We start from the raw sequence: 19937 nt of genomic DNA, 5'->3' as shown, positions 1-19937 counted from the left end.
CTAGAGGAGCCGCGCGTGGCGCGCTCCCACTCTTTACTACAGGCTTCCCCACGAAATGATGGACATCAAAGAGATTCGCGAATACCTGCCTCACCGTTACCCGTTCCTGCTGGTGGACCGGGTGGTGGAACTGGATGTCGAGGCCCAGCGCATTCGTGCCTACAAGAATGTCAGCATCAACGAGCCTTTCTTCAATGGCCACTTCCCGGCGCATCCGATCATGCCGGGCGTGCTGATCATCGAAGCCATGGCTCAGGCTGCCGGCATCCTCGGTTTCAAGATGCTCGACGTGAAGCCTTCCGACGGCACCCTGTATTACTTCGTCGGTTCCGACAAGCTGCGCTTCCGCCAGCCGGTACTGCCGGGTGACCAGTTGATCCTCGAAGCCAAGTTCATCAGCTGCAAGCGCAAGATCTGGAAGTTCGAATGCCAGGCCTCGGTTGACGGCAAGCCGGTCTGCTCGGCCGAGATTATCTGTGCGGAACAGAAAGTATGAGTTTGATTGACCCTCGTGCAATCATCGATCCGACGGCCGTATTGGCCGAGGGCGTTGAAGTCGGCCCCTGGTCGATCGTCGGCGCAGGTGTGGAAATCGGCGAGGGGACAGTGATCGGGCCGCATGTGATTCTCAAGGGCCCGACCCGGATCGGCAAACACAACCGCATCTACCAGTTTTCCTCGGTAGGCGAAGACACGCCCGATCTCAAGTACAAAGGCGAAGAGACGCGCCTGGTCATGGGTGACCACAACATCATCCGCGAAGGGGTGACCATCCACCGTGGCACGGTGCAGGATCGCTCGGAAACTACCCTGGGCGACCATAACCTGATCATGGCCTACGCGCATATCGGTCACGACAGCGTGATCGGCAACCACTGCATCCTGGTCAACAACACCGCGTTGGCCGGGCATGTGCACATGGGTGATTGGGCCATCCTGTCGGGCTTCACCCTGGTCCATCAGTTCTGCCATATCGGTGCCCACAGCTTTTCCGGCATGGGCACCGCCATCGGCAAGGATGTTCCCGCCTACGTCACGGTTTTCGGCAACCCCGCCGAAGCTCGCAGCATGAACTTCGAAGGCATGCGCCGTCGCGGCTTCAGCGAGGAAGTGATCCATGCCCTGCGCCGGGCCTACAAGGTGGTTTACCGCCAGGGCCTGACGGTGGAACAAGCCATTGCCGAGTTGGCCGAACCCGCCGCGCAGTACCCGGAAGTGGCGGTGTTCCTCGAGTCGATCCAGTCCTCGACCCGCGGCATTACCCGCTGATCATGGCGACTTTGCGAATTGCGCTGGTCGCCGGGGAAGCCTCCGGCGACATTCTCGGCTCAGGTCTGATGCGGGCGCTCAAGGCTCGGCATCCCGAAGTCGAGTTCATCGGGGTCGGTGGTCCGCTGATGCAGGCCGAAGGCCTGGTTTCCTATTTCCCCATGGAGCGGCTGTCGGTGATGGGCCTGGTGGAGGTGCTCGGGCGTCTGCCTGAGCTGCTCAAGCGCCGCAAGCTGCTGGTCCAGACGCTGATTGCCGAACGGCCCGATGTGTTCATTGGCATCGATGCGCCGGACTTCACCCTGAATATCGAACTGAAGCTGCGCCGTGCCGGGATCAAGACTGTGCATTACGTCAGTCCGTCGGTCTGGGCCTGGCGGCAGAAGCGGGTGTTGAAGATCCGCGAAGGTTGCGACCTGATGCTGACGCTGTTCCCGTTCGAAGCGCGGTTCTATGAAGAGAAGGGCGTGCCGGTGCGGTTTGTCGGGCATTCCCTGGCCGACGCTATCCCCTTGCAGGCCGATCGTGCCGAAGCGCGGGCTGAACTCGGTTTACCGGACGGCCCCTTGGTGGCGCTGATGCCGGGCAGTCGCGGTGGCGAAGTCGGGCGCCTGGGCGGCTTGTTTCTCGATGCCGCGCAACGCCTGCGCGAGATGCACCCGGCTGTTCGTTTTATCATGCCTTGCGCCAGTCCGCAGCGGCGTAGCCAGATCGAGGCCTTGCTGGTGGGGCGCGACCTGCCGTTGACCCTGCTCGACGGCCAGTCCCACAAGGCCCTGGCTGCCTGCGACGCGGTGTTGATCGCCTCCGGTACGGCGACGCTGGAAGCCTTGTTGTACAAGCGTCCGATGGTGGTCGCCTATCGCCTGGCGCCGCTGACCTTCTGGATTCTCAAGCGGCTGGTAAAAAGCCCCTACATCTCGCTGCCCAACCTGCTGGCCCAGCGTCTGCTGGTGCCCGAGTTGCTGCAGGACGATGCAACCCCTGAAATCCTGGCGCGGACCTTGTCACCGCTGATCGAAGGCGGCGAAGAGCAGACCCGGGGCTTCGACGAAATTCATCGCACCTTGCGCCTGGACGCCTCGAACCAGGCTGCCGACGCGGTGTTGAAACTGATCGGCAAAACCGTATGAGTAACGTGAAAATGCAGATGGGCCTGGACTTCACCCTGGTGGCCGATGCTGAAGAGCTGGTGGCCGGTGTCGATGAAGTCGGGCGTGGCCCGCTCTGCGGCGCGGTGGTGACCGCGGCGGTGATCCTCGATCCCCAGCGCCCGATCCTCGGTCTGAACGACTCGAAGAAACTCACCGAGGCGCGGCGCGAAAAGCTCTACGACGAAATCCGCGAAAAGGCCCTGAGTTGGTGTATCGCTCGCGCCGAAGTCGAGGAAATCGACGAGCTGAACATTTTGCATGCCACCATGCTGGCGATGCAGCGGGCGGTCGAAGGCCTGCATATCCAGCCCAAGCTGGCGATGATCGACGGCAACCGCTGTCCGAAACTGTCGATGCCGGCCGAAGCGGTGGTCAAGGGCGACAGCAAGGTGCCGGCGATCGCGGCGGCGTCGATCCTGGCCAAGGTCAGTCGCGATCGTGAAATGGCGGCTGTCGAATTGATCTACCCGGGCTACGGCATCGGCGGGCATAAAGGCTATCCGACTCCCGTGCACCTCGAAGCCTTGCAGCGGCTGGGGCCGACCCCGATTCACCGGCGTTCGTTCGCACCGGTACGCTTGGCCTATGAGAGTCACGGGCGCTCCGGCGAACTTTAACGCTGCTGATGTTTTAGCCAAGGCCCGGTACAATCCGGGCCTTGTTGTTTCTACAGATTAGACAGGATCACTATGCCGGCTTCATTCGTTCATCTACGCCTGCACACTGAGTACTCCCTGGTCGACGGCCTGGTTCGGATCAAGCCGCTGGTCAAGGCCCTGAACGGCCTGAACATGCCCGCCGTGGCGGTGACCGACCAGAGCAACATGTGTTCCCTGGTCAAGTTCTACAAGGCCGCCATGGGCGCCGGGATCAAGCCGATCTGCGGCGCCGACCTGTGGCTGTCGAACAAGGATCCCGATGCCCCGCTGAGCCGCATCAGCCTGCTGGCAATGAACGCCGTCGGCTACCGCAACATCACCGAACTGATTTCCCGTGGCTATATCGATGGCCAGCGCAACGGCATGGTGATCATCGAGCGCGAGTGGGTGGCCGAGGCCAGCGAAGGCGTGATCATGCTCTCGGCGGCCAAGGAGGGCGAGATCGGCATGGCCCTGCTCGGCGACAACGCCGCCGAAGCCGAAGCCCTGGCCCGTGAATGGATGGCGGTGTTCCCCGACCGTTTCTACCTGGAAGTCCAGCGCACCAACCGCCCCAATGACGAAGAGCAGTTGCACGGTGCCGTGGCCCTGGCCGACAAGCTCGGCGCGCCGCTGGTGGCGACTAATGATGTGCGCTTCATCAAGCAGGAAGATTTCGAGGCCCACGAAACCCGCGTCTGTATCGGTGAAGGTCGGGCCCTCGACGATCCGCGGCGCTCGAAGAACTACAGCGACCAGCAATACCTCAAAAGCGCCGAGGAGATGGCTGAGCTGTTCAGCGACCTGCCCGATGCCCTGGAAAACAGCGTCGAGATTGCCAAGCGCTGCAATATCGAAGTGAAGCTGGGCAAGCATTTCCTGCCCAATTTCCCGATCCCCGATGGCATGACCATCGACGAGTATTTCCGCAAGGTGTCCTTCGACGGCCTCGAAGAGCGCCTGGCGGTACTGCTGCCCCGGGATACCACCGAAGACTATGAAGCCAAGCGCCAGGTCTATGTCGACCGGCTGAATTTCGAACTGGATATCATTATCCAGATGGGCTTCCCCGGTTACTTCCTGATCGTGATGGACTTTATCCAGTGGGCCAAGAGCAATGGCGTGCCCGTGGGACCAGGCCGGGGCTCGGGTGCCGGTTCCCTGGTGGCCTACGTACAGAAGATCACTGACCTCGACCCGCTGGAATACGACCTGCTGTTCGAACGTTTCCTCAACCCGGAACGGGTTTCCATGCCCGACTTCGACGTCGACTTCTGCATGGACGGCCGCGACCGGGTGATCGACTACGTGGCCGAGAAGTACGGCCGCAACGCGGTGAGCCAGATCATCACCTTCGGTTCCATGGCCGCCAAGGCGGTGGTGCGTGACGTCGCGCGGGTCCAGGGCAAGTCCTATGGCCTGGCGGATCGTCTGTCGAAGATGATTCCCTTTGAAGTCGGCATGACCCTGGAAAAGGCCTACGAGCAGGAAGAGATCCTCCGTGACTTCATCAAGGTCGATGAAGAAGCGGCGGAAATCTGGGAGATGGCGCGCAAGCTTGAAGGGGTGGTGCGTAACGTCGGTAAACACGCCGGTGGCGTGGTGATCGCGCCGACCAAGCTGACCGACTTCTCGCCGATCTATTGCGATGAAGAGGGCGACGGCCTGGTCACCCAGTTCGACAAGGACGACGTGGAGGCGGCCGGCCTGGTGAAGTTCGACTTCCTCGGCCTGCGGACCCTGACGATCATTGACTGGGCGCTGAAGACCATCAACCGTGACCGCGCCAAGGTCAACGAACCGCCACTGGACATCGCCTTTATCCCGCTGGACGACAAGCCGACCTACAGCCTGCTGCAGAAGGCCGAGACCACCGCGGTGTTCCAGTTGGAGTCGCGCGGCATGAAAGAGCTGATCAAGAAGCTCAAGCCCGACTGCCTGGAGGACCTGATCGCCCTGGTCGCCCTGTTCCGTCCGGGGCCGCTGCAGTCCGGCATGGTCGACGACTTCATCAACCGCAAGCACGGCCGCGCCGAGCTGGCATACCCGCACTCCGATTACCAGTACGAAGGCCTCAAACCGGTGCTGGCGCCGACCTACGGCATCATCCTGTATCAGGAACAGGTGATGCAGATTGCCCAGGTCATGGCCGGCTACACCCTCGGTGGCGCGGACATGCTGCGTCGCGCCATGGGTAAGAAAAAGCCCGAGGAAATGGCCAAGCAGCGCGGCGGTTTCATCGAAGGTTGCGCGACCAATAATATTGATGCGGATCTGGCGGGGAACATCTTCGACCTGGTAGAGAAGTTCGCCGGTTATGGCTTCAACAAGTCCCACTCCGCCGCCTATGGCCTGGTCTCCTACCAGACTGCCTGGCTGAAGGCCCACTACCCGGCGCCGTTCATGGCCGCGGTGCTGTCCGCGGATATGCACAACACCGACAAGGTCGTGACCTTGATCGAGGAAGTGCGGACCATGAAGCTGCGCCTCGACGCGCCGGACGTGAACGCCTCGGAGTTCAAGTTCACGGTGAACGACGAAGGCCGGATCATCTATGGCCTTGGTGCGATCAAGGGCGTCGGCGAAGGCCCGGTGGAAGCGATTACCGAAGCGCGCCAGGACGGTCCGTTCAAGGACCTGTTCGATTTCTGCGCCCGGGTCGACCTCAAGCGGATCAACAAGCGCACCCTTGACGGTTTGATCCGCAGCGGCGCGCTGGATCGCCTTGGCCCGTATTTCCATGACGAGAGCAAGGCCTACCAGGCTAATATCGACCGTAACCGCGCGGTGCTGCTGGCGGCGATGGAAGAGGCGATCAAGGCTGCCGAGCAGACCGCGCGGACCCACGACAGCGGCCATGCCGACCTGTTTGGCGGGCTGTTCGTCGAAGAAGACGCCGATGTCTACGCCAATCACCGCAAGGCCAAGGAGCTGACCCTCAAGGAGCGCTTGAAAGGTGAGAAGGATACCCTCGGCCTGTACCTCACCGGTCACCCGATCGACGAGTACGAGGGCGAGATCCGCCGCTTCGCCCGTCAGCGCATCATCGACCTGAAGCCGGCCCGGGATACCCAGACAGTCGCCGGGATGATCATCAACCTGCGGGTGATGAAAAACAAAAAAGGCGACAAGATGGGCTTCATTACCCTCGACGACCGTTCGGCGCGGATCGAGGCCTCGTTGTTCGCCGATGCCTTCATGTCGGCCCAGTCGCTGTTGCAGACCGACGCCATGGTGGTGGTCGAGGGCGAGGTCAGTAACGACGACTTCTCCGGCGGCCTGCGCCTGCGGGTCAAGCGGGTGATGAGCATGGAAGATGCCCGCACCAACCTGGCCGAGAGCCTGCGCCTGAAGCTGCAAAGTGCCGCGCTCAAGGGCGATCAACTGCGTTGGCTGGGGGAGTTGCTCGGCAAGCACCGCGGTGCCTGCCCGATCACCCTGGAGTACACCGGCAGCGACGCCAAGGCCTTGCTGCAGTTCGGCGAGAGCTGGCGGATCGATCCGGCGGACAGTCTGATTCAGGCATTGCGTGACCAGTTCGGGCGAGACAACGTCTTCCTCCAATACCGTTAGGACGGTGGCGCACTCGGTGCGCGCCGACCTTGACCCTATTTTTAATCTCGACCTGAGCGCGCCATATCCCGTAAGGTAGGGCGCGATACAGATCAATCGGCCGGCCAGGCTGTGTAAAAACTACTGTGCTCGACCCAAGACGGATGCTTATGAACCCGAATTTTCTTGATTTCGAACAGCCGATCGCTGACCTGCAAGCCAAGATCGAAGAGCTGCGCTTGGTCGGTAACGACAATTCGCTGAACATCGGCGATGAGATTTCCCGCCTGCAGGACAAGAGCAACACGCTGACCGAAGATATTTTTGGCAAGCTGACCAGCTGGCAGATCGCGCGTTTGGCGCGTCACCCGCGTCGTCCTTATACCCTGGACTACATCGATCATATCTTTACCGAGTTCGATGAATTGCACGGCGATCGGCATTTCTCCGATGACGCGGCGATTGTCGGCGGCATTGCCCGCCTGGACGACCAGCCGGTGATGGTCATCGGGCACCAGAAAGGCCGCGAAGTACGCGAGAAAGTCCGTCGCAACTTCGGCATGCCACGTCCGGAAGGCTACCGCAAGGCCTGCCGCCTGATGGAAATGGCCGAACGCTTCAAGATGCCGATCCTGACCTTCATCGATACCCCGGGTGCCTACCCGGGCATCGACGCCGAAGAGCGCAACCAGAGCGAAGCGATTGCCTGGAACCTGCGGGTGATGGCGCGGCTGAAAACGCCGATCATCGCCACCGTGATCGGCGAGGGCGGTTCCGGCGGTGCCTTGGCCATCGGCGTGTGCGACCAGTTGAACATGCTGCAGTACTCGACCTATGCGGTGATTTCCCCGGAAGGTTGTGCCTCGATCCTCTGGAAAACCGCCGAGAAGGCCCCGGACGCCGCCGAAGCCATGGGCATCACCGCCGAGCGCCTCAAGGGCCTGGGAATTGTCGACAAGGTGATTGCCGAGCCCCTGGGTGGTGCGCATCGCGACCCGGCCACGGCGGCGGCATCGATTCGTGCCGAACTCAGCGCGCAGTTGGCTATGCTGAAGAAGTTCGACAACGATGCGCTGCTGGCTCGTCGTTACGAGCGCCTGATGAGCTACGGTCTCTGATAGCGCGCGTTATCGTTCGTCAGCCAGCGCGGGGGGCAACCCATGCGTCAGCCTGATATCGACCTGCCTTCCAGGCTGCTCGAAGCCCTTTCGCCCTGGCGCAATGCCCAGACCTGGCGGATCGGCTTCTCCGGCGGCCTGGACTCCACGGTGCTGCTGCACCTGCTCGCCACCCTGGCGAAAACCCGGCTCCTGCCCAGGATTGCCGCCTTGCACGTCCATCATGGGCTGCAGGCGGCGGCCGACGGCTGGCCGGCCCATTGCCAGGCGGTCTGCGATGAGCTGGGAGTGCCGCTGCAGGTGATCCGGGTCAGCGTCCAGCTGGGCGCCAGCCTTGAGCGCGCCGCCCGCGATGCGCGCTACCTGGCCTTTGCCGGTGTCACCCAGTTGCACGATGTGCTGCTCAGCGCCCAGCATCGCGAGGACCAGGCCGAAACCCTGCTCTTTCGCCTGTTGCGCGGTGCCGGGGTGCGCGGCCTGGCCGCCATGCCGGCGCAGCGCGAGGTCGGTGGCGGCTATCTGCTGCGCCCGTTGCTCGATGTCTCCCGCGCCGAGCTCGAGCGTTATGCCCGTGAGCACGACCTGCGCTGGATCGAAGACCCATCCAACAGCGACCAGCAGTTCTCGCGCAACTTCCTGCGCCATCGGGTTTTTCCCGGGCTGACCGAGCGTTGGCCGCAAGCGGTGAGCAGCATGGTGCGCAGCGCCGCGCACCTGAGCGAGGCCCAGGAACTGCTCGACGAACTGGCCGAAGTCGACCTCGACGATGCCTTGGCGCATTCCCGGCACGTCTGGCTGGGCATGCCCTCGCTGGCCCTCGATGCCCTGATCGACCTGTCCCCGGCCCGCCAGCGCAACGCCCTGCGGCATTGGCTGGCACCGCTGACCCGGCTGCCGGACAGCGACCACTGGGCCGGTTGGGACGATCTGCGCGATGCCGCCCATGACGCCCGGCCGAAATGGCGCCTGGCCGAGGGTGAGTTGCACCGGGCCGACGAGCACCTGTGGTGGTTGAGCGGTTCGTGGTTGCGCCAGCCGTTGGCGGATATCGCCTGGAGCTGTCCGGATCGTCCGCTGGAGCTACCGGACAACGGCGAACTGCTGGTGGTCGGCGAGGCGCCATCCGGTCCCTTGCAGGTTCGCTATCGTCAGGGCGGCGAGGTGCTGCACCTGCCGGACCGCGGACACCGTGATCTGAAGCGCCTGCTTAACGAAAGTGGCGTGCCCTGGTTTATCCGCGGCCGATTGCCGCTGCTCTTTCGCGGCGACGAATTGCTCGCCGTGGCGAACCTGCCGGGCCTGGACGGCGGGGCGTTGGGCGACTGGCATTTGCATTGGCAGCCACCTTCGAGCGATCAAGGTTTGAGCTGAAAGGTGCTTTCCGGTAGACTACGCTCCCTTCTTGATACAACTTCTGTGGATTGCCAGCAATTGCAGGAGTTGCCGATTACCAGGCTGTCTTTGCCGGGCGATTCCAAAAAATGTGTAGCGCGCACCGTACCGCGGGTTTGTCCCTGCGGACCGTCTCAACGCAGCAGTTTTTCGAAAGGTGCACTGTGATGATCGCAGGTAATCGGGGGCTTCGGCCTTCCTTCGCTTTCCCCGGCGGCTCGGACCGCTTTAACGCAGACTTCTAGGGTTTTTCATGACGCGCTACATATTCGTCACGGGCGGTGTTGTTTCTTCATTGGGGAAAGGCATTGCCTCGGCTTCATTGGCGGCCATCCTGGAGGCGCGGGGGCTGAAAGTCACCATGCTCAAACTGGACCCGTACATCAACGTCGATCCGGGCACCATGAGCCCGTTCCAGCACGGTGAAGTCTTCGTCACCCACGACGGTGCCGAGACCGACCTGGACCTGGGGCACTACGAGCGGTTCATCCGCACGACCATGACCCAGAACAACAACTTCACCACCGGCCGTGTCTACGAGCACGTGCTGCGCAAGGAGCGTCGCGGTGATTACCTGGGCGCGACCATCCAGGTGATCCCGCACATCACCGACGAGATCAAGCGCCGCATCATCAAGGGTGCCGGCGATGCCGACGTGGCCCTGGTGGAAATCGGCGGCACGGTCGGCGACATCGAGTCGCAACCGTTCCTCGAGGCCATCCGCCAATTGCGTTTCGAAGTCGGTGCCAAGCGCGCGATGCTGATGCACCTGACCCTGGTGCCGTACATCGCCACGGCCGGCGAGACCAAGACCAAGCCGACCCAGCATTCGGTCAAGGAACTGCGTTCCATCGGCCTGCAGCCGGACGTGCTGGTGTGCCGTTCCGACCACCCGATCGATATCTCCTCGCGGCGCAAGATCGCACAGTTCACCAACGTTGAAGAACGTGCGGTGATCGCGCTGGAAGACGCCGACACGATCTACAAGATCCCGGGCATCCTGCACTCCCAGGGCCTGGATGATTTCGTCGTCGAGCGCTTCGGCCTGCAATGCGGCGGTGCCGACCTGTCCGAGTGGGAAGCGGTGGTGGACGCCAAGCTGAACCCGGAACACGAAGTCACCATCGCCATGGTCGGCAAGTACATGGAGCTGCTGGACGCCTACAAGTCGCTGATCGAAGCGATGAGTCACGCCGGCATCACCAACCGGACCAAGGTCAACCTGCGTTATATCGACTCCGAAGACATCGAAAACCAGGGCACCGCGTTGCTGGAAGGCGTCGACGCCATCCTGGTCCCCGGCGGTTTCGGCCTGCGTGGCGTGGAAGGCAAGATCACCGCGGTGCAGTACGCTCGGGAAAACAAGGTGCCATACCTGGGTATCTGCCTGGGCATGCAAGTGGCGGTGATCGAGTTCGCCCGTAATGTGATGGGCTGGAAAGACGCCAACTCCACCGAGTTCGACCGCACCAGCGGTCACCCGGTGGTCGGCCTGATCACCGAGTGGGAAGACGCCACCGGCGCGGTCGAGACCCGTACCGAAACCTCCGACCTGGGTGGCACCATGCGCCTCGGCGCCCAGGACTGCCTGCTCGAAGCCGGCTCCCTGGTACACGACTGCTATGCCAAGGACGTGATCGTCGAGCGTCACCGTCACCGCTATGAAGTGAACAACAAGCTGCTGCCGCAGATCATCGAAGCCGGCCTGAAGATTTCCGGGCGCTCCGGTGACGGCGCGCTGGTGGAAGTGGTCGAGGCCCCGGATCATCCATGGTTCGTCGCTTGCCAGTTCCACCCCGAGTTCACCTCGACCCCGCGCGACGGCCATCCGCTGTTCAGCGGTTTCGTCAAGGCAGCCTTGGCTCAACACCAGAAGAACGCGTGATCTCGGAGAGATAGAAGCATGGCCCAAAAGATCATCCGCGTAGGCGACATCGAGATTGCCAACGACAAGCCGATGGTGCTGTTCGGCGGCATGAACGTACTGGAAAGCCGGGACATGGCGATGCAGGTCTGTGAGGAATACGTGAAGGTTACCGAGAAATTGGGTATTCCTTACGTGTTCAAGGCCAGCTTCGACAAGGCCAACCGTTCGTCCGTCACCTCCTACCGTGGCCCCGGCCTGGAAGAAGGGATGCGGATTTTCCAGGACCTCAAGCAGGCGTTCGGCGTACCGATCATTACCGACGTCCATGAGCCGGCCCAGGCCGCCGTGGTCGCCGAGGTCTGCGAGATCATCCAGTTGCCGGCCTTCCTGTCGCGGCAGACTGACCTGGTGGTGGCCATGGCCAAGACCGGCGCGGTAATCAACATCAAGAAGGCCCAGTTCCTCGCGCCCCAGGAAATGAAGCACATCCTGAGCAAGTGCGTGGAAGCGGGCAACGACCAGTTGATCCTCTGCGAACGCGGTTCGAGCTTCGGCTACAACAACCTGGTGGTCGACATGCTCGGCTTCGGCATCATGAAGCAGTTCGAGTACCCGGTGTTCTTCGACGTGACCCACGCCCTGCAGATGCCCGGCGGGCGCTCGGATTCCGCCGGTGGGCGGCGGGCCCAGGTCACCGACCTGGCCAAGGCCGGCATGAGTCAGGGCCTGGCCGGGTTGTTCCTGGAAGCGCATCCGGACCCGGACAACGCCAAGTGCGACGGGCCTTGTGCCTTGCGCCTGGACAAGCTGGAACCGTTCCTGGCCCAACTCAAGGCTTTGGACACGCTGGTGAAGAGTTTTCCGACGGTAGAAACCGCGTAATCCTCAAATCTCCGGTAAAGTACCGCACGATTCAAGGCTCTGAACCCGGGTTCAGAGCCTTTTCGTCTGCAAGGCTGCCCATTTTTCATCCGCTTGCCGACGATAAAAGATTTCCTTCAGCTGCGTCGTTTTCGTCAACTTTGGAGTGTTTACAACAATGGCAAAAATCGTCGACATCAAAGGTCGTGAAGTTCTCGACTCCCGTGGCAACCCCACCGTGGAAGCGGACGTGCTTCTGGACAACGGCATCATCGGCAGCGCCTGCGCGCCGTCCGGTGCTTCCACCGGTTCGCGTGAAGCGCTGGAACTGCGTGATGGCGACAAGAGCCGTTACCTGGGCAAGGGCGTGCTGAAGGCCGTCGGCAACATCAACGGCCCGATCCGTGAGCTGCTGCTGGGCAAGGATCCTTCCGACCAGAAGGCCCTGGACCACGCAATGATCGCGCTGGACGCTACCGAGAACAAGGCGACCCTGGGCGCCAACGCCATCCTCGCCGTGTCCCTGGCCGCCGCCAAGGCCGCTGCCCAGGACCAGGACCTGCCGCTGTACGCGCATATCGCCAACCTCAACGGCACGCCAGGCGTCTACTCCATGCCGGTGCCGATGATGAACATCATCAACGGCGGCGAGCATGCCGACAACAACGTCGACATCCAGGAATTCATGGTCCAGCCGGTGGGCGCCAAGACCTTCTCCGAAGGCCTGCGCATGGGCACCGAGATTTTCCATCACCTCAAAGCCGTGCTGAAGGCCCGTGGCCTGAGCACCGCCGTGGGTGACGAAGGTGGTTTCGCGCCGAACCTGGCCTCCAACGAAGACGCCTTGAAAGTGATCGCCGAAGCCGTGGCCAATGCCGGTTACAAGTTGGGCACCGACGTGACCCTGGCCCTGGACTGCGCGGCCAGCGAATTCTACGAAGACGGCAAGTACAACCTGTCCGGCGAAGGCCAGGTGTTCAGCGCCGAAGGTTTCGCCGACTACCTGAAGGGCCTGACCGAGCGTTACCCGATCATCTCCATCGAAGATGGCCTGGACGAGTCCGACTGGGCTGGCTGGAAAATCCTCACCGACAAGATCGGCGAGAAGACCCAGCTGGTGGGCGACGACCTGTTCGTCACCAACACCAAGATCCTGAAAGAAGGCATCGACAAGAAGATCGCCAACTCGATCCTGATCAAGTTCAACCAGATCGGCACCCTGACCGAAACCCTGGAAGCCATCCAGATGGCCAAGGCCGCCGGCTACACCGCGGTGATCTCGCACCGATCCGGTGAAACCGAGGATTCGACCATTGCCGACCTGGCCGTGGGCACCGCTGCGGGCCAGATCAAGACCGGTTCGTTGTGCCGTTCCGACCGCGTTTCCAAGTACAACCAACTGCTGCGTATCGAAGAACAACTGGCTGGCAAGGCCAAGTACAACGGTCGCTCCGAGTTTCGCGGTTAAGCCGTAGATGGTAAAAAGACACCGGATTGTCTCGAAAAAGTCGCTAGCGCGGGTTTTTTGGCACTAATCTGATGCTTTGAGAGCACAAGCCTGGATCTTCCAGGCTTCGTGCTATCAGTCGGTTCGAAATGGTTGGCAAGGCTGTCTTTTCCACTGGATAACTGAAATTCGATGCGCAGTCCCTATTGGTTGTTCCTCGTTCTGCTCTTGCTGCTGGCTGGCCTGCAGTATCGCCTTTGGGTGGGCAATGGGAGCCTGGCGCAGGTAGCCGACCTGACACAGCAGATTGCCGACCAGCATGCCGAAAACGAGCGTCTGCTGGAGCGCAATCGTGTGCTTGACGCGGAAGTTCTTGAACTGAAGAAAGGCATGGAGACCGTTGAAGAACGCGCTCGCCATGAACTGGGCATGGTCAAGGACGGTGAAACCCTTTATCAGCTGGCGCAATGACTGAATTCTCTCTCCCGGCCTTCTGGGCCGTGATTCCTGCCGCGGGCGTCGGTGCCCGTATGGCCGCGGACCGTCCCAAGCAGTATCTGTCCCTGGGCGGACGCACGATTCTCGAACACAGCCTCGGCTGTTTTCTCGATCATCCGGGCTTGAAGGGCCTGGTGATTGCCCTTGCCCCGCACGACCCCTACTGGCCGAGCCTGGCCTGTGCCACGGACCCGCGGATCCAGCGGGTCGACGGTGGCGGCGAGCGCGCGGACTCGGTACTCAATGCCTTGCTGCACCTGCATACCCTGGGGGCGACGGAGGACGACTGGGTGCTGGTCCACGATGCGGCGCGGCCCAATTTGTCCCGCGGCGACCTCGATACCTTGCTCGCTGAGTTGGCGGATGACCCGGTGGGGGGGCTGCTGGCCGTGCCGGCGCGGGATACGCTCAAGCGTGTCGACAAACACGGGCGGGTGCTGGAGACCATCGATCGCAGCTTGATCTGGCAGGCCTATACGCCGCAGATGTTCCGCCTCGGTGCCTTGCATCGGGCCCTGGCCGACAGCCTGGTGGCCGATGCGATCATCACCGATGAAGCCTCGGCGATGGAATGGGCGGGGCAAGCGCCGCGCCTGATCGAGGGGCGTTCGGACAATATCAAGGTCACCCGGCCTGAAGACCTGGAGTGGCTGCGCCTGCGTTGGGCCAACCGGCGCTGAAGTTTGGGCCTCGACGCATTTCTCGATGGAGCGCGGACTCATGTAGGAGCTGGCTTGTCGGCGATGGCGTCCGCACGATCGAAGCAAGACTCTCTGCCCTCTTCGCCGGCAAGCCGGCTTCCACAGTGACGGCATTGATCTCAAGAGGGGATCTACAGGCGTCGATCAAACGGCGTACTCGGGCCGTTTGGCCAACCCCTCCTTGAGATAGTCCACCAGCTTGCGCACCTTCGGCGACAGGTGCCGCTGTTGCGGATACAGCGCCCACACCGCCGTATTCGGTGGTTGATGGGCTGCAAGCAAGGAAATCAGCGTGCCGTTGTGCAAATGTTCGAGCACGTAATAATCCGGCAACTGACACAACCCGACCCCCTGCAACGCCGCATCCAGCACTGCCTGCCCACTGTTGCAGCGCCAATTGCCCTGGACTCGCTGGGAAAACTCCCGCCCGTCCTGCGCCAATTGCCAGATATCCGAGCTGCCGATCAGGCAGTTATGCCGGCTTAATTCCGACAGGCTATGCGGGCGACCGTAACGTTCAAGGTAGGACGGTGACGCGCACAGATACATCCGTCGTGGCGCCAGTCGCGTCGCCACCAGCCGGGAATCCTGCAGGCGTCCCAGGCGGATCGCCAGGTCCAGCCCTTCATGCACCAGGTCCAGGGTGCGATTGCTCAGCTCGATATCCACCCGCAGTTGTGGATGCAGGCCCATGAAACTGGTCACCAATGGCACGATAAAACGTTCGCCATAGGCCACGGCACAGGTCATGCGCAACATGCCCTTGGGTTCGCTGGTCAGGTCGCCCACCGCGCGCAGGGCTTCCTCGCGTCCATCCTGCAGGCGCTGGCAATGCTGCAGAAAGGTCTGGCCGGCCTCGGTCAGGGTCACGCGCCGGGTACTGCGATAGAGCAGGCGGGTTTGCAGGCGCTCCTCCAAGCGGGCGACCTGCCGGCTGATATGGGAGGACGATACCCCGAGGCGCTCCGCCGCCGCGGTGAACTGGCTGCATTCGGCCACCGCGACGAACTCGTCGATACCCTCCCAGCGGTTGTCATTCATCAGATTATCCCTGGGCAGCAATAATGTTTTGCTTTTGATCGGATTATTAATCAATCGAGGCTGATTTACACTCAGGTTTTCGTTGTTCACTTTTCAGGAGTTGCTGGATGATCAAGTCACGTGCTGCCGTTGCCTTCGAGGCCAAGAAACCCCTCGAGATCGTCGAAGTCGATGTCGCCCTGCCCAAAGCCGGCGAAGTGCTGTTGCGTGTCGTGGCCTCCGGCGTTTGCCATACCGATGCCTACACCCTGTCCGGCGCGGATCCCGAGGGTATCTTCCCGTCGATCCTCGGCCATGAAGGCGGCGCGATTGTCGAAGCGATCGGCGAAGGCGTGACCTCGGTGGCGGTGGGCGACCACGTTATCCCGCTCTACACCCCGGAATGCGGCAAGTGCAAATTCTGCCTGTCGGGCAAGACCAACCTCTGCCAGGCCATTCGCGCCACCCAGGGCAAAGGCCTGATGCCGGACGGCACTTCGCGTTTCTCCTACAAGGGCGAGACGATTTTCCACTACATGGGCACCTCTACGTTCTCCGAGTACACCGTACTGCCGGAAATTTCCGTGGCCAAGATCTCGAAAGACGCGCCGCTGGAGAAGGTCTGCCTGCTCGGCTGTGGCGTCACCACCGGGATCGGCGCGGTGATCAACACCGCCAAGGTCAAGCCGGGCGACACCGTGGCGATCTTCGGCCTCGGCGGCATCGGCCTGTCGGCGGTGATCGGCGCGGTCAAGGCCAAGGCGGCGCGGATCATCGCCATCGACATCAACCCGGCCAAGTTCGAAATCGCCCGGCAACTGGGCGCCACCGATTGCGTCAACCCGAAGGACTTCGATCGGCCGATCCAGGAAGTGATTGTCGATATGACCGATGGCGGCGTGGACTTTTCCTTCGAGTGCATCGGCAATGTGCAATTGATGCGTGCGGCCCTGGAGTGCTGCCACAAGGGCTGGGGCGAGTCGGTGATCATCGGCGTGGCCGGGGCCGGCCAGGAAATTTCCACCCGTCCGTTCCAACTGGTGACCGGGCGCGTCTGGCGCGGTTCGGCCTTCGGTGGCGTGCGCGGGCGCAGCGAGTTGCCGAGCTACGTGGAGATGGCGCAGAAGGGCGAGATCCCGCTGGATACCTTCATCACCCACACCATGGGCCTGGAAGATATCAACAAGGCGTTCGACCTGATGCATGAAGGCAAGAGCATTCGCACCGTCATCCATTTCTGAGGTCGCCCATGAGCCTGGAAAACCTCTCCTGCCAGAAAAGCTTCGGCGGCTGGCACAAACGCTACAAGCATCATTCCGAAGTCCTCGGCTGCGACATGGTGTTTGCCGTCTATCTGCCGCCACAGGCCGAGCAGGGCGGCAAGTTGCCGGTACTGTACTGGCTGTCCGGCCTGACCTGCACCGACGAGAATTTCATGCACAAGGCCGGCGCCCAGCGCCTGGCCGCCGAACTGGGGTTGATCATCGTCGCGCCGGATACCAGTCCGCGCGGTGCCGATGTACCCGGTGACCCGGACAAGGCCTGGGACTTCGGTCTCGGCGCCGGCTTCTATCTGAACGCGACCCAGCAACCCTGGGCCCAGCACTACCGGATGCACGACTACGTGGTGCATGAGTTGCCGGCACTGGTCGAGGCGCATTTCCCGGCTTCGGCCAAGCGTGGTATCAGCGGTCATTCCATGGGCGGGCATGGCGCGCTGGTCTGCGCCTTGCGCAACCCTGGGCGTTATCAGTCGCTGTCGGCCTTCGCGCCGATCAGCAACCCGATGGATTGTCCCTGGGGGCAAAAAGCCTTTTCCCGTTATCTGGGCGAAGAACGCTCGCGCTGGCGCGAATGGGATGCCTGCGCGCTGATCGCCGAAGCGTCTGAAAAGCTGCCGATCCTGGTGGATCAGGGCGATCGTGACGATTTCCTGGCCAACCAGCTCAAGCCCGAGGCGCTGCAGCAGGCGGCGAAGCTGGCACAACATCCGCTGACATTGCGCTTGCAGCCGGGCTACGACCATAGCTATTTCTTCATCGCCAGTTTCATTGACGATCACCTGCGACATCACAGTGAAGCTCTTAGCGGTTAATCTGCCGCAAAATAGGTAGAATCACGCCCTGACTTACATCGGGGCGTTTTTTTATGCGTATTGGCCACGGCTATGATGTGCACCGTTTCGCCGAAGGCGACTTCATCACCTTGGGCGGCGTACGGATTGCGCATCACCACGGGTTGCTGGCTCATTCCGACGGCGACGTGCTGCTGCATGCCTTGAGCGATGCGCTGCTGGGGGCCGCTGCCCTGGGCGATATCGGCAAGCATTTCCCGGACACCGACCCGACCTACAAGGGGGTCGACAGCCGGGTGCTGTTGCGTCATGTGCTGTCGTTGATCAAGGCCAAGGGCTGGAAAGTCGGCAACGTCGATAACACCATCGTTGCCCAGGCGCCGAAAATGGCGCCGCATATCGAATCGATGCGCGCACTGATTGCCGCGGATCTTGAAGTTGAGTTGGATCAAGTGAACGTCAAAGCCACCACCACTGAAAAGCTCGGTTTCACCGGCCGTGAAGAAGGTATCGCTGTGCATAGCGTCGCCTTGTTGCTACGCGCATGACCGAACTGGAACTGTTGGGCCCACGTGCCTACGGCAATGTCCTGGGCAGCGCGGTGCTCAAGGCCACGGCGGAAGATTTCCAGGTCGATGAAGTCCTCGATATCCCGTTGAGCGGCGACGGCGAGCACCTCTGGCTGTGGGTGGAGAAGCGTGGCTTGAATACCGAGGAGGCCGCCCGGCGTATCGCCAAGGCCGCCGGCGTGCCGTTGCGCACGGTCAGTTATGCCGGTCTCAAGGACCGCCAGGCCCTGACTCGCCAGTGGTTCAGCGTGCAACTGCCGGGCAAGGCCGATCCGGATCTGTCGGCGGCGCAGAACGACAGCCTGCTGATCCTCAAGAGCACCCGGCACAAGCGCAAGTTGCAACGCGGTGCCCATGCCGCCAACGGCTTCACCCTGCGCTTGACCGAATTGAATGCGGACAAGGACGGTTTGCAGCAACGCCTAGAGCGGATCGCCGCGCAAGGTATTCCGAATTATTTCGGCGCCCAGCGTTTCGGCCACCTCGGCGGCAACCTCGGCGAGGCCCGCGCCTATGCGGCGCGCCAGGCCTTGCCCGAGCAACGTAATGTGCGCTCGCGACTGCTGTCCACGGCCCGCAGCTACCTGTTCAACCAGGTGCTGGCGGCGCGTGTCGCCGACGGCAGCTGGAACCGGGCCCAGGTCGGCGACCTGCTGGCCTTCACCGACAGCCGCAGTTTCTTTCCCGCCGGCGAGGCCGAGTGCAGTGATCCGCGCCTGGCCATTCTCGACCTGCACCCCACCGGCCCGCAGTGGGGCGAGGGGCCATCACCGGCGACGGCGGCGACCTTCGCCCTGGAGCAAGCGGTTGCCGAACGCGAGGCCGAACTCTGCCAATGGCTGGTCAAGGCGGGCATGGAGCACGAACGTCGCATCCTGCGGCTGCCCATTGGCCGGTTGTCGTGGCATTATCCCTCGCTGGACATTCTGCAACTGGAATTCGTCCTGCCGGCCGGATGCTTCGCCACTGCTTTGGTGCGCGAACTCGTTGATCTGGTGCCGCCAGGACAGACGGACAGCTCATGCGTATTCTGATTTCGAACGACGATGGGGTTTTCGCCCCCGGTCTCGCCGCGCTTCATGCTGCGCTGGCAGATTATGCCGAGTGCACGGTGATTGCCCCGGACCAGGACAAAAGTGGCGCCAGCAGCTCGCTGACCCTGGACCGTCCGCTGCACCCGCATACATTGCCCAATGGCTTTATCAGTCTCAACGGCACACCTACCGACTGCGTGCACCTGGGGCTCAATGCCCTGCTGTCGCATCCGCAGGACATGGTGGTGTCCGGTATCAACCTGGGTGCCAACCTTGGGGATGACGTACTGTATTCCGGAACGGTGGCGGCGGCCCTGGAGGGGCGTTTCCTTGGCCGTCCTTCGTTCGCTTTCTCGCTGGTCTCGCGCCAGGTCGACAACCTGGCCACCGCCGCGCATTTCGCCCGCCTGCTGGTGCAGGCCCATCAAGGCCTGGAACTGCCGGTGCGCACCGTGCTCAACGTGAATATCCCCAACCTGCCCCTGGAACGCATTCGTGGTATCCAGCTCACCCGCCTGGGCCATCGTGCCCGGGCCGCGGCGCCGACGCAGGTGGTCGATCCGCGGGGCAAGGCCGGTTACTGGATCGCCGCCGCCGGCGACGCCGAAGACGGCGGCCCGGGCACCGACTTCCATGCCGTGATGCAAGGGTTTGTCTCGGTGACGCCGCTGCAGCTGGATCGCACGTTCAACAATGCCTTCCAGTCTCTGGGTGGTTGGTTGGAGGGGCTTGCCTGATGGGCC

Annotated in this window: 18 protein-coding genes; 17 read left to right on the top strand and 1 reads right to left on the bottom strand. The window is 62.2% G+C overall.

Annotated elements, in window-relative coordinates; translation table 11 throughout:
• The first annotated feature begins 55 nt into the window (after positions 1–55).
• The 12 genes from fabZ (at position 56) to ispD (ending at position 14476) form a co-directional block, all read left to right on the top strand.
• Positions 56–496 (top strand): 3-hydroxyacyl-ACP dehydratase FabZ, encoded by a 441-nt coding sequence (gene fabZ, locus M5B96_RS00850; protein ID WP_040064770.1) that lies wholly within the window; start codon positions 56–58, stop codon positions 494–496.
• Positions 493–1269, top strand: coding sequence for an acyl-ACP--UDP-N-acetylglucosamine O-acyltransferase (gene lpxA, locus M5B96_RS00845; RefSeq protein WP_248794625.1), 777 nt, complete (start codon positions 493–495; stop codon positions 1267–1269). Before fabZ ends, lpxA begins: the two co-directional genes overlap by 4 nt.
• 2 nt (positions 1270–1271) lie before the next feature.
• Positions 1272–2402: a lipid-A-disaccharide synthase gene (gene lpxB, locus M5B96_RS00840; RefSeq protein ID WP_248794624.1), complete on the top strand. Its 1131-nt coding sequence runs from the start codon at positions 1272–1274 to the stop codon at positions 2400–2402.
• An 11-nt stretch (positions 2403–2413) separates the two neighbouring features.
• Positions 2414–3040: a ribonuclease HII gene (gene rnhB, locus M5B96_RS00835; protein ID WP_248794954.1), complete on the top strand. Its 627-nt coding sequence runs from the start codon at positions 2414–2416 to the stop codon at positions 3038–3040.
• Between the two features lie 72 nt (positions 3041–3112).
• On the top strand, positions 3113–6634 hold the full coding sequence (gene dnaE / locus M5B96_RS00830; RefSeq protein ID WP_248794623.1) for a DNA polymerase III subunit alpha: 3522 nt from the start codon (positions 3113–3115) through the stop codon (positions 6632–6634).
• A 149-nt stretch (positions 6635–6783) separates the two neighbouring features.
• Positions 6784–7731 carry an acetyl-CoA carboxylase carboxyltransferase subunit alpha gene (locus M5B96_RS00825; protein ID WP_248794622.1) on the top strand — a complete coding sequence of 316 codons (948 nt, stop codon included), beginning with the start codon at positions 6784–6786 and terminating at the stop codon, positions 7729–7731.
• 42 nt (positions 7732–7773) lie between these two features.
• Entirely contained in the window at positions 7774–9102 is a 1329-nt protein-coding gene (tilS, locus tag M5B96_RS00820) for a tRNA lysidine(34) synthetase TilS (protein WP_248794621.1), read from the top strand.
• 274 nt (positions 9103–9376) lie between these two features.
• A complete protein-coding gene (locus M5B96_RS00815; protein ID WP_177144057.1) occupies positions 9377–11008 on the top strand; it encodes a CTP synthase in 1632 nt (543 codons plus the stop codon).
• 18 nt (positions 11009–11026) lie between these two features.
• Positions 11027–11872: a 3-deoxy-8-phosphooctulonate synthase gene (kdsA, locus tag M5B96_RS00810; RefSeq protein ID WP_248794620.1), complete on the top strand. Its 846-nt coding sequence runs from the start codon at positions 11027–11029 to the stop codon at positions 11870–11872.
• A gap of 157 nt (positions 11873–12029) precedes the next feature.
• Complete coding sequence (gene eno, locus M5B96_RS00805; protein ID WP_248794619.1) at positions 12030–13319, top strand: phosphopyruvate hydratase; 1290 nt, start codon at positions 12030–12032, stop codon at positions 13317–13319.
• A gap of 171 nt (positions 13320–13490) precedes the next feature.
• The gene (gene ftsB, locus M5B96_RS00800; protein ID WP_191485433.1) at positions 13491–13769 is read left to right on the top strand and encodes a cell division protein FtsB; all 279 of its coding nucleotides are present in this window, start codon (positions 13491–13493) and stop codon (positions 13767–13769) included.
• Positions 13766–14476 carry a 2-C-methyl-D-erythritol 4-phosphate cytidylyltransferase gene (gene ispD / locus M5B96_RS00795; protein ID WP_248794618.1) on the top strand — a complete coding sequence of 237 codons (711 nt, stop codon included), beginning with the start codon at positions 13766–13768 and terminating at the stop codon, positions 14474–14476. Before ftsB ends, ispD begins: the two co-directional genes overlap by 4 nt.
• Positions 14477–14641: 165 nt before the next feature.
• Here ispD and M5B96_RS00790 read toward each other — a convergent pair whose 3' ends face one another.
• Positions 14642–15538: a LysR substrate-binding domain-containing protein gene (locus M5B96_RS00790; protein WP_248794617.1), complete on the bottom strand. Its 897-nt coding sequence runs from the start codon at positions 15536–15538 to the stop codon at positions 14642–14644.
• Between the two features lie 107 nt (positions 15539–15645).
• Here M5B96_RS00790 and M5B96_RS00785 point away from each other — a divergent pair, with 107 nt between their 5' ends.
• From M5B96_RS00785 to surE, 5 genes are read left to right on the top strand one after another with little or no spacing between them, the layout of a single operon-like run.
• Positions 15646–16758 (top strand): S-(hydroxymethyl)glutathione dehydrogenase/class III alcohol dehydrogenase, encoded by a 1113-nt coding sequence (locus M5B96_RS00785; protein WP_248794616.1) that lies wholly within the window; start codon positions 15646–15648, stop codon positions 16756–16758.
• An 8-nt stretch (positions 16759–16766) separates the two neighbouring features.
• Positions 16767–17612, top strand: coding sequence for an S-formylglutathione hydrolase (gene fghA / locus M5B96_RS00780; protein WP_248794615.1), 846 nt, complete (start codon positions 16767–16769; stop codon positions 17610–17612).
• 53 nt (positions 17613–17665) lie between these two features.
• Positions 17666–18139 (top strand): 2-C-methyl-D-erythritol 2,4-cyclodiphosphate synthase, encoded by a 474-nt coding sequence (gene ispF, locus M5B96_RS00775; protein WP_248794614.1) that lies wholly within the window; start codon positions 17666–17668, stop codon positions 18137–18139.
• Positions 18136–19194 carry a tRNA pseudouridine(13) synthase TruD gene (gene truD / locus M5B96_RS00770; RefSeq protein WP_248794613.1) on the top strand — a complete coding sequence of 353 codons (1059 nt, stop codon included), beginning with the start codon at positions 18136–18138 and terminating at the stop codon, positions 19192–19194. Before ispF ends, truD begins: the two co-directional genes overlap by 4 nt.
• Positions 19182–19931: a 5'/3'-nucleotidase SurE gene (surE, locus tag M5B96_RS00765; protein ID WP_248794612.1), complete on the top strand. Its 750-nt coding sequence runs from the start codon at positions 19182–19184 to the stop codon at positions 19929–19931. Before truD ends, surE begins: the two co-directional genes overlap by 13 nt.
• Positions 19932–19937: the final 6 nt, after the last annotated feature.

This window comes from Pseudomonas sp. MWU13-2105 (assembly GCF_023242315.1).
GTDB lineage: Bacteria > Pseudomonadota > Gammaproteobacteria > Pseudomonadales > Pseudomonadaceae > Aquipseudomonas.
Note: the sequence above shows the minus strand (reverse complement) of the source record. Positions and strands in the feature narration are given on the sequence as shown.

Bases quoted from the DNA above. Each gene is read 5' to 3' on its own strand.
- M5B96_RS00825 (WP_248794622.1), top strand. From the start codon at position 6,784: ATGAACCCGAATTTTCTTGATTTCGAACAGCCGATCGCTGACCTGCAA.
- M5B96_RS00785 (WP_248794616.1), top strand. From the start codon at position 15,646: ATGATCAAGTCACGTGCTGCCGTTGCCTTCGAGGCCAAGAAACCCCTC.
- M5B96_RS00790 (WP_248794617.1), bottom strand. From the start codon at position 15,538: ATGAATGACAACCGCTGGGAGGGTATCGACGAGTTCGTCGCGGTGGCC.
- lpxB (WP_248794624.1), top strand. From the start codon at position 1,272: ATGGCGACTTTGCGAATTGCGCTGGTCGCCGGGGAAGCCTCCGGCGAC.
- ispD (WP_248794618.1), top strand. From the start codon at position 13,766: ATGACTGAATTCTCTCTCCCGGCCTTCTGGGCCGTGATTCCTGCCGCG.
- rnhB (WP_248794954.1), top strand. From the start codon at position 2,414: ATGCAGATGGGCCTGGACTTCACCCTGGTGGCCGATGCTGAAGAGCTG.
- fghA (WP_248794615.1), top strand. From the start codon at position 16,767: ATGAGCCTGGAAAACCTCTCCTGCCAGAAAAGCTTCGGCGGCTGGCAC.
- ftsB (WP_191485433.1), top strand. From the start codon at position 13,491: ATGCGCAGTCCCTATTGGTTGTTCCTCGTTCTGCTCTTGCTGCTGGCT.
- ispF (WP_248794614.1), top strand. From the start codon at position 17,666: ATGCGTATTGGCCACGGCTATGATGTGCACCGTTTCGCCGAAGGCGAC.
- lpxA (WP_248794625.1), top strand. From the start codon at position 493: ATGAGTTTGATTGACCCTCGTGCAATCATCGATCCGACGGCCGTATTG.
- kdsA (WP_248794620.1), top strand. From the start codon at position 11,027: ATGGCCCAAAAGATCATCCGCGTAGGCGACATCGAGATTGCCAACGAC.
- fabZ (WP_040064770.1), top strand. From the start codon at position 56: ATGATGGACATCAAAGAGATTCGCGAATACCTGCCTCACCGTTACCCG.
- truD (WP_248794613.1), top strand. From the start codon at position 18,136: ATGACCGAACTGGAACTGTTGGGCCCACGTGCCTACGGCAATGTCCTG.
- dnaE (WP_248794623.1), top strand. From the start codon at position 3,113: ATGCCGGCTTCATTCGTTCATCTACGCCTGCACACTGAGTACTCCCTG.
- eno (WP_248794619.1), top strand. From the start codon at position 12,030: ATGGCAAAAATCGTCGACATCAAAGGTCGTGAAGTTCTCGACTCCCGT.
- M5B96_RS00815 (WP_177144057.1), top strand. From the start codon at position 9,377: ATGACGCGCTACATATTCGTCACGGGCGGTGTTGTTTCTTCATTGGGG.
- tilS (WP_248794621.1), top strand. From the start codon at position 7,774: ATGCGTCAGCCTGATATCGACCTGCCTTCCAGGCTGCTCGAAGCCCTT.
- surE (WP_248794612.1), top strand. From the start codon at position 19,182: ATGCGTATTCTGATTTCGAACGACGATGGGGTTTTCGCCCCCGGTCTC.